Below are 14,195 nucleotides of genomic sequence, written 5' to 3'. Positions count from 1 at the left end.
TCCGTCGTCATTCGTCGAAAACCGTTGAGGCGAGTCTATGTAGGCGCCATTCGCCGCCTTGTCGGCGGCGGACGAATTGCGTGTAGGAGAAAAAGAACTGCGGTGTAGGACGCCGGAAGCTAGTCGCGGTTCTGCCCGGCCACCAGCTTGTATTCGAACAGGCGGCATTCCAGGTCACTGTTGAACAGCGGTGTGCGCTTGCTGGCCTTGAGGCCGATGCGCTTGGCGATGTCGAGATCCGCCGTGAGGAAATAGGCGCGCCAGCCGGCGAAGCGACGCTTCAGCGCATCCCCCAGCTTGGGGTACCACTCGGCCAGTTCCTCGCCGGTGGACAGGCGCACGCCGTAGGGCGGGTTGGTGACCCACACGCCTTCGGGCGCGGGCGCCTCCAGGTCCAGGACATCGGCATCCATCAGCTGCACCAGCCCGGCGAGACCCGCCGCCGCCAGGTTGGACTCGCTGGCGGCCACCTGGCGCGGATCGATGTCGGAGCCGAAGATCTCCAGTTGCCGGTTCGGCTGGCGGCGTTGCAGCACCTTGCCGCGCAGACGCTGCCATTCCGCAGCGTCGCAGCTCTTCAGCTTCTCGAAGCCGAAGCTGCGGCCCGACCCCGGGGCGATGTCCAGCGCGATCTGCGCCGCTTCGATGAGGAAGCTGCCGCTGCCGCACATCGGATCCAGCAAGGGTTCATCGGGCTGCCAGCCGCTGAGCTTGAGGATGCCAGCCGCGAGGTTCTCCTTCAGCGGCGCTTCCACCTTGGCGCGCTTGAAGCCGCGCTTGTAGAGCGGCTCGCCGGAGGTGTCGATGTACAGCGTGCAGGTGTCGGCGGTGATGAAGGCCTGCACACGGACGTCGGGCGCTTCCGTGTCCACGCTCGGTCGCTTGCCGGTCACGGTGCGGAAGTGATCGCACAGGCCGTCCTTGATGCGCAGCGTGGCGAAGTTGAGGCTCTTCAGCGGCGAGCGGATGGCCGTCAGGTAGATGCGGATCGTCTCGTCCGGCGTGAACCACTTGGCCCAGGTCGTCGCGTACGCCAGCTTGTAGATCTCTTCCTCGCTGCGATAGCGCGTCTGTCCCACGCGCCACAGCACGCGGGTGGCGATGCGGCTCTCCAGGTTCACGCGCCAGCACAGCGGCCAGTCGCCACTGAAGGCCACGCCGCCCGGCACCTGCTCCACGTCGCTCGCGCCGAGGCGGGTGAGTTCGTCGACGAGCAGGGCTTCGAGCCCGCGGGGACAGGGGGAAAAGTATTGATTGCTCATGATGGGTCGGAATTATCCACCCTTCGCGCAGCCGCACGACAGGAAGCACGCGGGCACGCGAAAAGGACAGGCGAGGACAGGCGCGCGGGTGGCGCCAGGAAAATGCTCAGAACGGCTTCACGACCACCAGCCACACGACCAGGATCAGGGCCACGGCGGGCACCTCGTTGTACACGCGGTACCACTTGTCGCTACGCGTGTTGCGACCGCCCTGGAAATCCCTCAGCAGCTTCTTGCAGTAGCCGTCGTAGGCGGTCAGCAACAGCACGATGAGCAGCTTGGCATGCAGCCAGCCCTGCTTCATCCACACGCTGATGCCCTCGCTGCCGGAGTACAGGATCATCGCCACGCCGAAGATCCAGGTGCCGAGCATCAACGGAATCATGAAGCGCTTGAGGCGCACGGCCATGCCCAGCAGGCGCTCGCGCTCGGCCGTGGAATCCGCCGGCACCATGGCCAGGTTCACGAAGATGCGTGGCAGGTAGAACAGGCCTGCAAACCAGGAGATGACGAAGAAGATGTGAAAGGCTTTCAGCCACAGGAACATGCCGACTCCCGACAGGGAAGGATTGGATCGATGGAGGCTGTCGCGCTCAGGCCAACGGCACGCGCCACAGCAGCCAGGCAACGGTAATGACGAGCAGCGCGCTGACGGCGCCGAGCAACTTCACCCAGCGCCGCAGGCCGTGCAACACCTGCACCAGCTTGGCGTTCTGCTCGGCCAGCGAGCGGATGAGTTCGGAAGAGGTGGCGGCCTCCGCCTCCAGCTGCGCGACGCGATCGCGCAGCACGGCGAGCGGATCGGCCGCTGGCGCATCCGCGGCCGGCGGCGGCGCGCTCTCGCGTTTGCCGACGCGCTCCCACAGCTTGCGGGCACCCTTGGCAAGCTGCGGCGCGCTGGAGATCACATCGCTCCACGGCACCAGCTTGGCGGCTGCAATCCAGTCGATGGCCATGCTCAGCGTCCTTCCCGTTGCCATTGCTGGCGAATCGCCCGCAAGCCGTCGATGACATGCGGGTAGCGCAGGCGCAGCTTCAGTTCGCGCTTCATCCGCCCGTTGAGCAGGCGGCGCGATTCGCCCATGAAGGTCATCATCATCGGCGTCAGCCGCGTGGCGCACTCGGCACGGCTGGCCCGCGGTGGCCGCGGCAGGTCGAAGGTGTCGGCCATGATGTCGTAGTAGTCACCCATCGGCAGTTCGTCATCGTCGGTGATGTTCCATGCGCGCCCCCCTTTGCCCAGCCGCAGGGCGGCCAGCAGGGCGTGGGCCAGATCGTCGGCATGGACATGGTTGGTGATCACGTCCTCCTGCCGGTCCAGCACCGGGTCGCCGCGTTCGAGTCGCGCCAGCGACAGGCGTTCCGCCGCGTAGATGCCGGGCGCCCGCAGGATGCTCAGGCGGGCGTGGCCGGCGATGGCCGCGCGACGCAGGGTCGCCTCCGCCACCACCCGCCGTTTCGCCCGGGCCGTGGCCGGCCGCAAGGGCCGACTCTCGGCCACGGGCTGGCCGCCACAATCACCGTAAACCCCTGATGTACTGATGTATACCCACCTGCGTGCTAGACTCGCGCCCCTGCCCAGCGCGGCCATCAGGTGGCGTGTGCGGGGGTCGCCGGCACGGTCTTCGCGCGGTGGCGCGGCGTGGATCAGCCAGTGGCCGACCCCGGCCAGCCGGCGCAGGCTGCCGGGTACGTCGAGGTCACCTGCCAGCGGAACGACGCCACGCTGGCGCAGGTCGTCCGCCGCTTCGGCGCTGCGCGCCAGCGCATAGACGCGAAACCGGCGCACGAGCACCGGCAGGGCACGTTTGACCACGTCGCCGGCGCCGATGATGAGGATGCGCCGCTTTTTCAGGCGCCTGGTCGGAGTGACTGCCATCATTGATCGCGTACTGATCGAAAATGGTCCGGACCGGTCCACCCGCTTGTTGATCCAGGTACAAGCACCCCGGCAGATCCTGACCCACACTGATTCCGACGACTCGTCTGACGACGCATTTGACGACTCATTTGACGCCTTTCCATCCGCCGATTATCCCACGCGGCCCCGCCGCGCCGTTTGACCGGACCCCGACATGTCGCACCAGATCACCCTCCAGCCCAGCGGCCACCAGTTCAAGGCCGACGACCAGACCTCCCTGCTGCAGGCCGCCCTCGACGCTGAACTGCTGGTGCCCTACGGCTGCCGGGACGGGGCCTGCGGCTCCTGCAAGGCGCGGGTCATCGAGGGCGAGTTCGATCATGGCCGCGCGCCGCTGTCCACGCTGACCGAGGCCGACCGCGACAAGGGGCTGGCCCTGCTGTGCTGCGCCCAGGCGCGCAGCGACATGCAGATCGAATGCCGCGACGTGCGTCGCAGCGGCGACATTCCGTTGCGCAAGCTGCCCTGCCGCGTGACGGCCCTGCATCTGGCCGCCGGCGACGTGATGGTGATCAACCTGAAACTACCGGCCAACGACGTGTTCCGCTATCTCGCCGGGCAGTACATCGACTTCCTGCTGGCCGACGGCCGCCGTCGCAGCTTCTCGATCGCCAACGCACCGGGTGCCGACAGCATCGAGCTGCACATCCGCAAGGTGGATGGCGGCTTCTTCACCGAGCACGTGTTCGGCAAGATGAAGGAGCGCGACATCCTGCGCTTCGAGGGGCCGCTGGGCGGTTTCTTCCTGCGCGAATCGGCCAGGCCGGTCGTCTTCCTGGCCGGCGGCACCGGCTTCGCGCCGGTCAAGGCCATCGTCGAGGACATGCGCGCGCGCGGCATCAAGCGCCCGGTCACGCTGTACTGGGGCTCCCGCGACAGTCACGGCCTCTACATGGCGGGGCTGGCCCACCAGTGGTCGCGAGAGATTCCAGATTTCCGCTACGTGCCCGTTATATCTGGCGAGCCCCCCGCGGACTGGTCGGGGCGTACCGGACTGGTGCACCAGGCGGTGATGGCCGACCTGCCCGACATGTCGGGCGTGGAGGTCTATGCCTGTGGCGCGCCGGCGATGATCGAGGCGGCACGTAGCGATTTCGCACGCTGCGGGCTGCCGGAAGATGCCTTCTTCGCCGACGCCTTCACCTTTGCCATGGACGCCTTGCCGTGACGCGCCGATAACGCAAGAACACGCCAGAACAAGGAAGCCGCTTCGATGAGTGCCGATGTCCTGATCACCCGCGAACCCGTCGTCAACAAGCAACGCGCGATCACCGCCAACCGGCTCATCGTCCACGCCCCCAGCATCCCGGTGGCGGTGGAAGCCCTGCACGAACTCAGCGACTACTGGCCGGGCCGCCACTCGGTGTTCCTCAGCCTGGCCAAGCTGGTGCCCACCACCGACCTGCTGCAATGGCAGCGGCCGGACAACGCGCTGGTCGAGATTCCGGCGCAGGCCCTGCAATACGCCCAGACCCAGGAGTTGATCAGCCAGTTGAACCAGGCCGGCGTGCCGCTGAACCTCACCTGGTTCCAGCCCGGCGCCCAATGGCCGGCGGGCGTCGACTGCCGCTTCGTGCTCTCCGACGTGATGCGCGTGCCCAAGGCCGCGCCCAGCCCGGGGCTTAACCTCGCCTGGGGTGTCAGCGACGTGGCGGGCTTCGACGCCGCCATCGCCAACGGCTACCTCGGTGCCGCCGGCTGGTTTTTCCTCAAGGGCGTCCCCCAGGCCAAGGAAATGCAGCCCTCGCACGCACAGATCGTGCGGCTGCTGAACCTGGTGCGCAACGAAGCCGAACTGTCGCAGATCGAAGCCGCCCTGAAGCAGGACGTCACGCTGTCATTCAAGCTGCTCAAGTACATCAACTCCGCCGGCTTCGGCCTGATGGCCGAGGTGCAGTCCTTCAAGCACGCGGTCACCATCCTCGGCATGGACAAGCTGAACAAGTGGCTGTCCCTGCTGCTGGTGTCGGCCAGCCGCGACCCGATCGCCCCGGCGGTCATGCAGGCGGCCATCGCGCGCGGCCGCTTCATGGAAATCCTCGGCGCCCAGTACGTCGACAAGCGTGAGCTGGACAACCTCTTCATCACCGGCGCCTTCTCGCTGCTCAATGTGCTGCTGGGCGCAGATCTCGACGGCGTGCTGGAGCAGATGACCCTGCCCGAGGCCATCACCGACGCCCTGCTCCGCAACGAGGGCCCCTACGCCGCCTTGCTGCAGCTGGCCATCGCCAGCGAGGGCTTCTCGCCCGACAAGCTGCGCGCCCAGGCCGAAAGCCTGGGGCTGACGCCGGCCCAGGTCAGCGCGGCCCTGATGCAGGCCGTGGCCTTCGCAGACGCACTGGGCTTCGACTGAGGCTCCGCCCGGCCTGCCCCCTGCGGGCAGCTGTCAGGGTGACGTCAGGATGACAGGCAACTATGGCCTTTGCATCCTACGTCGCCCGCATGCCACAGCCCTCCAGCCCCCCTCGCTTCTGGCTACAGATCGTCGCCTGCGCCCTGATGCTCGCCAACTTCGAGCTGCTGTCGCGCGCCTTCGACGTGCAGGCGGGCTACGAACGGATCCGGCCGTTGCTGATCCTCGGGCTGGCGTTCGTCATCTGGGTGCTGCCGATGCTGCGCGGGCGCAGGTAGTCGTCACGCGGCGATGCGATAATCGCCGCCATGATCCGATTCGACACCGTCACCAAACGCTATCCCGGCGGGCAGGACGCCCTGTCGGGAGTCACCACCGAAATCCGCCACGGCGAGCTGCTGGTGCTGGCCGGCCATTCGGGCGCCGGCAAGAGCACCCTGCTCAAGCTCATCGCCGGACTTGAAACACCCACCAGTGGCACGGTGTCGGTCAACGGGCAGGACATCGGGCGCCTGAAAGCCTCCCAGTTGCCCTACCTGCGCCGCAGCCTCGGCCTGGTGATGCAGGAGCACCGCCTGCTGCTGGACCGCACGGTGTTCGACAACGTGATGCTGCCGCTGCTGGTCACGGGCGAACGCCCGAAGGACGCCAGCAAGCGCGTGCGCGCCGCACTGGAACGTGTCGGCATGCTGGAGCAAGAACGTGCCATGCCGGTCACCCTGTCCGGTGGCGAGCAACAACGCGCCGCGATCGCCCGTGCCATCGTCAACCGGCCCAGCATCCTGATTGCCGACGAACCGACCGCCCACCTCGACCCGGCCTACGCCCGCGAGATCGCGGCGATCTTCCGCGACTTCCACGCCGCCGGCGTGACGCTGATCCTCGCCACCCACGACGACACCCTGTTCTCGCCCTATGGCGCGCGCCGCATCGAACTGGCGCGCGGAAAGCTGCTGTCATGAGCGCGCTGCATGTCCAACGCATGGCCCTCGGCCAGGCCAGCCGTCGTCTTGCCGGCAAGCCGCTGTCCACCCTGCTGTCCGCCATCGTCATCGCCATCGCGCTGACCCTGCCGGCACTCGGCTACGTGCTGATCGACAACCTCGCCGGGCTGGCCCGCGGCGTGTCCGGCCAGCCGGAGATCAGCCTGTTCCTCAAGCTCGACGCCACACCCGAACAGACCCGCGCGCTGGAGGCCCGCCTGCGCGCCGACACACGCATCGCGGCACTGCGCTTCGTGCCCCGCGACGCTGCGCTGAAGCAGCTTGCACAGCGCGGCGGCTTTGCCGAAGTCACCGGCCTGCTCACCGACAACCCGCTGCCCGACGCCTTCGTCGTCGAGCCGCACAGCGAGAATCCCGACGCCTTCGAAGCGCTGCGACGCGACTACGCCGCCGCGCCGCAGATCGCCCACCTGCAACTGGATTCAGGCTGGGTGGAGCGCCTGCATGCACTGATCGACCTCGGCCGCAGCGCCATGCTGCTGCTCGGCGGCATCTTCGCGGCCGCGCTGGTGATCGTCACCTTCAACACCATCCGCCTGCAGATCCTGACCCAGCGCCACGAGATCGCCGTGCTGCTGCTGCTCGGCGCCACCCGCGACTTCGTGCGCCGCCCCTTCCTGTATTTCGGCGCCCTGCAGGGGCTGCTCGGCGGGCTGCTGGCCTGGGGCATCGTCGCAGGCCTGCTGCGACTGGTCGCACCACGACTGGAAGGCCTCGCCCAGCGCTACAGCATCGTGCTGGACATCGGTGGGCCGCACCTGCCGGAGGTGCTGGTGCTGCTCGTCACCGCCACCCTGCTGGGCTGGCTGGGCGCGGCACTATCGGTGCGCCGCCACCTGCACGACGGGCCGGCCGACTGAGCACGCACCGGTGCTGGTCGCTTTTCCGCCCATTGCCCGCGCGGATGCGCGCCTGCTGATCCTCGGCAGCATGCCGGGCGAAGCCTCGCTGGCTGCCACGCAGTATTACGCCCACCCGCGCAATGCCTTCTGGTCGATCATGGGTGAGCTGTGCGGCGCGGCGCCCGCCCTGCCCTATGCCGAGCGCATCGAGCGGCTGAAGGATGCCGGCATCGCCGTGTGGGACGTGCTGGCGCAATGCGAACGCCAGGGCAGCCTGGACACCGCCATCTCGCCCGACACGGCGGAACCCAACGACTTCGCCACCTTCTTCGCGGCCCACCCGGCAATCGGCCACGTGTTCTTCAACGGCAGTTTTGCCGAGACCTGCTTCCGCCGCCGCATCTGGACGGCAGCGCTGAGGCCCGGATTGACGATGCAGCGCCTGCCCTCCACCAGCCCCGCCCATGCCGGCCGCTCGCTGGCGCAGAAGCAGGCGATCTGGCGGGACGCACTGGCGCCACTGCTGCGGTGAACGAACAACGGGGCCCCATGTCCGGGGCCCCGTTGTCGGGTCCTGCGCTGCGGGCTAGCCTACTTGCCGCCCGCCAGGGCCCAGTCCACCAGCCTCTTGAGGTCGGCATCCGGCACGTTGGGGTTGGGCGGCATCGGGAAATTCTTGCCCCAGGCGCCAGAACCGCCGGCCCTGACCTTCGCCTGCAGCTTCGCGGCCGCATCCTTCTGGCCCGCATAGCGTTGCGAGATCTGCTGCCAGGACGGGCCGATCACCGCGCGGTCCGGCAAGTGGCAACCATCGCAGCCGTAGGTCTTGGCAAGGCCCGGGTTGGCCTGCGCCGGCACGGCGGCCGTCGCGCACAACAGGAGCACAACCGGCAAGACCCTGGCTTTCACGCTCGCGTTCATATTCCTTCCTTCATGTGCGTCCGGCTGGACGACTGGCCCAGTATCGCGACAGCGCGGCCGTACATCTGCATCGAATCGTTACCAGATGCTACGGCCGCCGCAATGCAATGCAATGCAATGCAATGCAATGCAGGTCGGCCGTAGCCCTTGGCTTGCGATACCTCAACCGAGGCGTTGCAACTGCTCCCGCAGCTTCTCCAGCGTCGCGCCGAAATCCGCCATCCGCTTCTTCTCCTGATCCACCACCGCGGCCGGCGCGCGCGCCACGAAGCTCTCGTTGGACAGCTTGGCGTTGGCCTTGGCGATCTCGCCCTCCAGGCGCGCAATTTCCTTGCCGATGCGCTCGCGCTCGGCGGCGACGTCGACCTCGATCTTCAGCATCAGGCGGAAGTCGCCCACCACCTGCACCGGCGCCGGCGACTGCGGCAGCTCACTGCCAGCCGCCACCACTTCCGACAACTTGGCGAGCGCGGCGAGATAGGGGCCGTACAGCTTCACGGTCTCGTCGTCGCCGGCCACGATCAGCGGCACCTTCTGCGCCGGCGACAGGCCCATCTCGGCGCGCAGGCTGCGGCAGGCGTTGATCATCTCCTTCAGCTGCGCGATGCGGCCTTCGGCCAGTTCATCGATGCGGCTGAGTTCGATGGTCGGGTAGCTGGCGGTACCGATGAAATCCGTCTTCTTGCGATCGGCCACCACCGCCACCGTCTGCCACAGCTCTTCGGTGATGAAGGGGATCAGCGGATGCGCGAGGCGCAGGATGGTTTCCAGCACGCGCACCAGGGTGCGGCGCGTGGCGCGCTGCTGCGCTTCCGTACCGTTGTTGACCTGCACCTTGGCGAGTTCGAGATACCAGTCGCAGTACTCGTCCCACACCAGTTCGTAGACCGCGCGGGCGGCCAGGTCCAGGCGGTACTCCTCGAAGTGACGGGCAACCTCGCCTTCCACGCGCTGCAGGCGGCTGACGATCCAGCGGTCGGCGAAACTGAAGTCCAGGTAGCCCCCATTGCAGTCGCTCTGCTTGTGGTTCTCCAGCCCGCAGTCCTTGCCCTCGCAGTTCATCAGCACGAAGCGGGTGGCGTTCCACAGCTTGTTGCAGAAGTTGCGATAGCCCTCGCAGCGCTGCATGTCGAACTTGATGTCGCGGCCGGGCGAAGCCAGCGAGGCGAAGGTGAAGCGCAGCGCATCCGTCCCGAAGCCCGGAATGCCATCCGGGTACTCCTTGCGGGTCTTCTTCTCGATCTTCGCGGCATCCTTCGGGTTCATCAGCCCGGTGGTCCGCTTGGCGACCAGGTCGTCCAGCGCGATGCCGTCGATGAGGTCGATCGGGTCCAACACATTGCCCTTGGACTTGCTCATCTTCTGGCCTTCCGCATCGCGGATCAGGCCGTGCACGTAGACGTGCTTGAACGGGATCTTGCCGGTGAGATGCCTGGTCATCATGATCATCCGGGCGACCCAGAAGAAGATGATGTCGAAGCCGGTGACCAGCACGGATGACGGCAGGTAGAGATCCATCGCCGGATTGCTCTTCGCGGGCCACTCCGGCGTCCAGTCCAGCGTCGAGAACGGCCACAGCGCCGACGAGTACCAGGTATCCAGCACGTCGTTGTCGCGCGTCAGCGCACCGGTGTAGCCATCCTTGCCTGCCAGCTGCTTCGCTTCGTCCTCACTGTGCGCGACCCAGCACTGACCTTCCGTGCCGTACCACGCCGGAATCTGGTGCCCCCACCACAGCTGGCGCGAGATACACCAGTCCTGCAGATTGCGCATCCACGAGTAATAGGTGTTCACCCAGTTCTCGGGTACGAACTTCACTTCGCCGGACTCGACGACTTCCAGCGCCTTCTGGCCGATGCTCTTGCCATCCGCGCCCGGTTTGTTCACCGCGACGAACCACTGGTCGGTGAGCATCGGCTCGATGACCACGTTGGTACGGTCGCCGCGCGGCACCTGCAGCTTGTGCGGCTTCACATCGCCGAGCAGGCCCAGCGCCTCGAAGTCGGCCACGATCTGCTTGCGCGCCTCGAAACGATCCAGGCCGCGGTACTTCTCCGGCGCCTCGACGCTGATCTTCGCGTCCAGCGTCAGCACCGAGATCATCGGCAGGCCGTGACGCTGGCCGACGGCGTAGTCGTTGAAGTCATGCGCAGGCGTCACCTTGACGACGCCGGTACCGAATTCACGGTCCACGTACTCGTCGGCAATGACCGGAATTTCGCGGCCGCACAGCGGCAGCGCCACCTTCTTGCCGATCAGGTGCGCATAGCGCTCGTCTTCCGGGTGCACCATGACGGCGGTGTCGCCGAGCATGGTCTCCGGCCGCGTCGTCGCCACGGTGAGGTGGCCCGAGCCATCGGCGAGCGGGTACTTCAGGTGCCACAGGAAGCCGTCCTCTTCCTCGCTCACCACTTCCAGGTCCGACACCGCCGTGCCCAGCACCGGGTCCCAGTTCACCAGGCGCTTGCCGCGGTAGATCAGGCCCTCGTTGTAGAGGCGCACGAAGGTTTCGGTGACGATCTTCGACAGGCCGGCATCCATCGTGAAGCGCTCGCGCGACCAGTCGGGCGAGGTGCCCAGGCGGCGCATCTGGCGCGTGATGGTGCTGCCGGAGTACTCCTTCCATTCCCACACCTTCTCGATGAACTTCTCGCGGCCGAGGTCGTGGCGGCTGATGCCCTTGGCATCCAGCTGACGCTCCACCACGATCTGCGTGGCGATGCCGGCGTGGTCCGTCCCCGGTTGCCACAGCGTGTTCTGGCCACGCATGCGGTGGTAGCGGGTCAGCGCATCCATGATGGTCTGGTTGAAGCCATGCCCCATGTGCAGCGTGCCGGTGACATTGGGCGGCGGCAGCAGGATGCAGAAGGACTGGTCGGCGGGCTTGCTCTGGTCGAGGCCGGCGGCGAAGTAGCCGCTCTGCTCCCATTGCGGGTACCAGCGGCGCTCGATGTCGGCCGGCTCGAAGCTCTTGGCGAGTTCCATGTTCAGGGGGGCGGGAAAGATTTTTCGGGAACCCGCGATTATACCGGCCAGCCCGCGACAACCGCGGTCGGCGCCTTGCGGAAAGGCTTCAGCGGACGCCGGGACGGGTCTTGTCGAGCAGGCTGGAGAGCTTCTCGGAGATTTCCGGCAGCAGCGTGGCGCGCATGTGGGCGGTGGTTTCCGCGCGGACGCGCTCCACCATGCTGTCGAACTGCTTGTCGATGATCTGCGGCAGCTCGCGCGACACCCAGTCTTCCATGGACTGCGAGATGAAGGCGTCCAGCTCGATGAGCTGCTCGCTCATCTGCGCCACGGCGTTCTGCACCGCCTCGGCGTGCACGGCACGGAGGTAGTCGGTCTGGCTGGCCAGCGCCTCCTCGCGTCCCTGCTCGATGGCAGCCTGCACGGCACGCGCCTGCAGCAGCCGGGCCTCGGCACGGGCGCGCTCCACGGCGTCCTGCACCACCTGGTCGTGCTCCTGCAGCACTTCCTGGCGGGCCTGCGCCATGGCCTCGCGGATCAGCACTTCCACCTGGTCGTGGCTGATGCCGATGACGACCGGGGCACGCGCGGAATCCGAGGTCGGCAGGTCGATGTCCTCGACTTCGTCCGACTCCAGATCCATCACCGAGGGCTCGCCATGGGACACGACGGGCGCCACCGTCGGCTCGGTGAGCACCGGGATGTCGCTGCGTTGCGTGGAGGTCAGGCGCACCGGCGCGGCGACGGGCGCCACGGCAACCGCCACCTCGTCGTTCAATTCCGGCAGGTCGTCGACGGCTTCGGTGAGCATGGGCAGCTCTTCGGCGTCGGAACTGACGCCATCCGGACGGTTGCGGCGGATGAGGGCATCGGCCTTGGAAAGCAGGGCCGGATCGAAGCCGTCATCGGGTTTGCCGCCAATCATCATGATTCGCCCAGGTTGGAAAGATCGTGCCCGGTCACAGCGTAGCCCTGTTCCTTGTAGGACTGCCAGCGCCGCCGGGCGGGCTGCCGTTCGGCATCGCTGCGCCCCACCACCTCGACGAGCATGGCGAACTGCGAAAAACCGCCGGGCAGGTCGCCGCCGAGATTCATCAGCACGTCCGCGTGAGGAAGCTTGTCCAGCGTACGTGCGAAGACTATCGGCGTGCGCGCCGCGAGCTTTGAGTGCTGGCCTACGTGCGGCAGGAAAGAGAGGGCAGGCGTGGTCCACAGCAGCGCATCGAAACGCCGCGCCTCGGCGTCGTCCGGCGCGTACACCACCACCTTGCGCCCCTGCCGGCGCGCCTTGGTGAGGATGACCGCGGCCGCGGCGAGGCGGTCCGGTGCGTTGTGATAGAACTTGACCTCGGTCACGCCCGTCGTTTCGCTCACGATGGCCTCAGGCACCCGCGCGCTGGATCAGGAAGTGCGTCAGCAGCGGCACCGGGCGGCCGGTAGCGCCCTTTTCCGCGCCGCTCTTCCAGGCCGTTCCGGCGATGTCCAGGTGGGCCCACTTGTAAGCCTTGGTGAAGCGCGACAGGAAGGCCGCGGCGGTGATCGAACCCGCCGGGCGGCCGCCGATGTTGGCCATGTCGGCGAAGTTGCTCTTCAACTGGTCCTGGTACTCGTCGAACAGCGGCATCTGCCAGGCGCGGTCGCCGGTGGCGAGGCCGACGTCCATCAGCTCACGCGCCAGCATGTCGTCATTGGCCATCAGGCCGGACACCTGATGCCCCAGCGCGATGATGCAGGCGCCGGTCAGGGTGGCGATGTCGATCACCGCGGCCGGCTTGAAACGCTCGGCGTAGGTCAGCGCGTCGCACAGGATGAGGCGGCCTTCGGCATCGGTATTCAGCACCTCGATGGTCAGGCCGGACATGGAAGTCACCACGTCGCCGGGCTTGGTGGCCTGGCCGGACGGCATGTTCTCGGTGGTGGGAATCAGGCCCACGACGTTGAGCGGCAACTGCATCTCGGCAATCGCCTTGAAGGTGCCCAGCACCGAAGCCGCGCCGCACATGTCGAACTTCATCTCGTCCATGCCCTCGCCCGGCTTCAGCGAAATGCCGCCGGTGTCGAAGGTGATGCCCTTGCCGACCAGCACGATGGGTGCGTCCTTGGCCTTGCCACCCTTATAGTCCATGACGATGAAGCGCGGCGGCTCGACCGAACCGGCTGCCACCGACAGGAAGGAGCCCATGCCCAGCTTGGCGATCGCCGCCTTGTCGAAGACCTCCACCTTGAACTTGTACTGCTTGCCCAGTTTTCTGGCGGTGTCGGCAAGGTAGGACGGCGTGCAGTAGTTGGCCGGCAGGTTGCCCAGATCCTTGGCCAGCGCCATGCCGCTGGCGATGGCGGCGCCCTGCGCCAGCGCGGCGGCCGCGGCGCGGTCGCTCTTGCCGACCAGCAGCACTTCCAGCTTCGCGGCACCGGTCTTGCGCGGCTCCCTCTTGGCACGCGGCGCATCGAAACGGTAGTCGGCGTCACCGATCAGCAGGGCAGCGCTGCGCAACACCACGGGCAGAGCCAGATCCCCTGCAAGGCAGTCGGTGGCACACAGGGCAGCGCTGTCCGCCTTGTTGGAGGCGAGCCACTTGCCCACTGTCCCGAAGGCAGCGCGAAGCGTCTTCTCGCTGATCTCGTCACGCTTGCCCAGGCTCACCAGCAGCACCCGTTCGGCCGCTACGCCGGGCAGCAAGGGCACCGCCAGCAGGCTGCCCGCCTTCTCGTCGAGGTCGCGCTTCGCCAGCTTGGCCAGCGCGCCGCCAGCGGCGGCATCCACCGCCTTGCCCTGCGCGCCCAGTTCGCCGCCCGCGATGGGCAGTACCAGGCAGGCCGTCTTGAGTTTCTCGGGGGTCGAAGCTTTTATGCTAAATTCCATCGCGTTTTTCCCTGTCCGCAAGTCATTGAACGCCAAGGGTGGATTATCTCCGCAGGCCCTTG

General features: G+C 67.0%; 15 protein-coding genes. 6 read left to right on the top strand and 9 right to left on the bottom strand.

Annotation, left to right across the window (positions count from 1 at the left end; all coding sequences use genetic code 11):
• Window positions 1-119 precede the first annotated feature (119 nt).
• The 4 genes from VVD47_RS16210 to VVD47_RS16195 all read right to left on the bottom strand — a co-directional run bounded on the left by VVD47_RS16210 (window position 120) and on the right by VVD47_RS16195 (window position 3,141).
• Window positions 120-1,262 carry a THUMP domain-containing class I SAM-dependent RNA methyltransferase gene (locus tag VVD47_RS16210; protein WP_327604527.1) on the bottom strand — a complete coding sequence of 381 codons (1,143 nt, stop codon included), beginning with the start codon at window positions 1,260-1,262 and terminating at the stop codon, window positions 120-122.
• Between the two features lie 106 nt (window positions 1,263-1,368).
• Complete coding sequence (locus tag VVD47_RS16205; RefSeq protein WP_327604526.1) at window positions 1,369-1,809, bottom strand: CopD family protein; 441 nt, start codon at window positions 1,807-1,809, stop codon at window positions 1,369-1,371.
• Window positions 1,810-1,855: 46 nt separating this feature from the next.
• Window positions 1,856-2,218 (bottom strand): hypothetical protein, encoded by a 363-nt coding sequence (locus VVD47_RS16200; RefSeq protein WP_327604525.1) that lies wholly within the window; start codon window positions 2,216-2,218, stop codon window positions 1,856-1,858.
• Between the two features lie 2 nt (window positions 2,219-2,220).
• The gene (locus VVD47_RS16195; RefSeq protein WP_327604524.1) at window positions 2,221-3,141 is read right to left on the bottom strand and encodes an NAD-dependent epimerase/dehydratase family protein; all 921 of its coding nucleotides are present in this window, start codon (window positions 3,139-3,141) and stop codon (window positions 2,221-2,223) included.
• Between the two features lie 196 nt (window positions 3,142-3,337).
• On the opposite strand from VVD47_RS16195, the gene VVD47_RS16190 reads away from it, so the two are divergent.
• The 6 genes from VVD47_RS16190 to VVD47_RS16165 all read left to right on the top strand — a co-directional run bounded on the left by VVD47_RS16190 (window position 3,338) and on the right by VVD47_RS16165 (window position 7,914).
• Window positions 3,338-4,351, top strand: coding sequence for a CDP-6-deoxy-delta-3,4-glucoseen reductase (locus VVD47_RS16190; protein WP_327604523.1), 1,014 nt, complete (start codon window positions 3,338-3,340; stop codon window positions 4,349-4,351).
• A gap of 45 nt (window positions 4,352-4,396) precedes the next feature.
• Complete coding sequence (locus VVD47_RS16185) at window positions 4,397-5,536, top strand: EAL and HDOD domain-containing protein (RefSeq protein ID WP_327604522.1); 1,140 nt, start codon at window positions 4,397-4,399, stop codon at window positions 5,534-5,536.
• A 62-nt stretch (window positions 5,537-5,598) separates the two neighbouring features.
• Complete coding sequence (locus VVD47_RS16180; RefSeq protein ID WP_327604521.1) at window positions 5,599-5,814, top strand: hypothetical protein; 216 nt, start codon at window positions 5,599-5,601, stop codon at window positions 5,812-5,814.
• Window positions 5,815-5,844: 30 nt separating this feature from the next.
• Window positions 5,845-6,498 carry a cell division ATP-binding protein FtsE gene (locus VVD47_RS16175; protein WP_327604520.1) on the top strand — a complete coding sequence of 218 codons (654 nt, stop codon included), beginning with the start codon at window positions 5,845-5,847 and terminating at the stop codon, window positions 6,496-6,498.
• Window positions 6,495-7,400 (top strand): permease-like cell division protein FtsX, encoded by a 906-nt coding sequence (gene ftsX / locus VVD47_RS16170; protein ID WP_327604519.1) that lies wholly within the window; start codon window positions 6,495-6,497, stop codon window positions 7,398-7,400. Before VVD47_RS16175 ends, ftsX begins: the two co-directional genes overlap by 4 nt.
• A gap of 10 nt (window positions 7,401-7,410) precedes the next feature.
• A complete protein-coding gene (locus VVD47_RS16165; RefSeq protein ID WP_327604518.1) occupies window positions 7,411-7,914 on the top strand; it encodes a DNA-deoxyinosine glycosylase in 504 nt (167 codons plus the stop codon).
• A gap of 59 nt (window positions 7,915-7,973) precedes the next feature.
• Here VVD47_RS16165 and VVD47_RS16160 read toward each other — a convergent pair whose 3' ends face one another.
• From VVD47_RS16160 to VVD47_RS16140, 5 genes are all read right to left on the bottom strand, one after another.
• The gene (locus VVD47_RS16160; protein WP_327604517.1) at window positions 7,974-8,291 is read right to left on the bottom strand and encodes a c-type cytochrome; all 318 of its coding nucleotides are present in this window, start codon (window positions 8,289-8,291) and stop codon (window positions 7,974-7,976) included.
• 174 nt (window positions 8,292-8,465) lie between these two features.
• Window positions 8,466-11,288, bottom strand: a complete 2,823-nt coding sequence (locus VVD47_RS16155) for a valine--tRNA ligase (protein ID WP_327604516.1) — start codon at window positions 11,286-11,288, stop codon at window positions 8,466-8,468.
• 88 nt (window positions 11,289-11,376) lie between these two features.
• A complete protein-coding gene (locus VVD47_RS16150; RefSeq protein ID WP_327604515.1) occupies window positions 11,377-12,198 on the bottom strand; it encodes a hypothetical protein in 822 nt (273 codons plus the stop codon).
• Entirely contained in the window at window positions 12,195-12,659 is a 465-nt protein-coding gene (locus VVD47_RS16145; RefSeq protein WP_327604514.1) for a DNA polymerase III subunit chi, read from the bottom strand. The genes VVD47_RS16150 and VVD47_RS16145 overlap by 4 nt, the downstream gene beginning before the upstream one ends.
• Complete coding sequence (locus tag VVD47_RS16140) at window positions 12,652-14,133, bottom strand: leucyl aminopeptidase (protein ID WP_327604513.1); 1,482 nt, start codon at window positions 14,131-14,133, stop codon at window positions 12,652-12,654. The genes VVD47_RS16145 and VVD47_RS16140 overlap by 8 nt, the downstream gene beginning before the upstream one ends.
• Window positions 14,134-14,195 lie beyond the last annotated feature (62 nt).

Origin of the sequence: Uliginosibacterium sp. H1, from assembly GCF_036017065.1 — a bacterium.
GTDB lineage: Bacteria > Pseudomonadota > Gammaproteobacteria > Burkholderiales > Rhodocyclaceae > Uliginosibacterium.
This window is presented reverse-complemented; position numbering and strand designations above follow the sequence as displayed.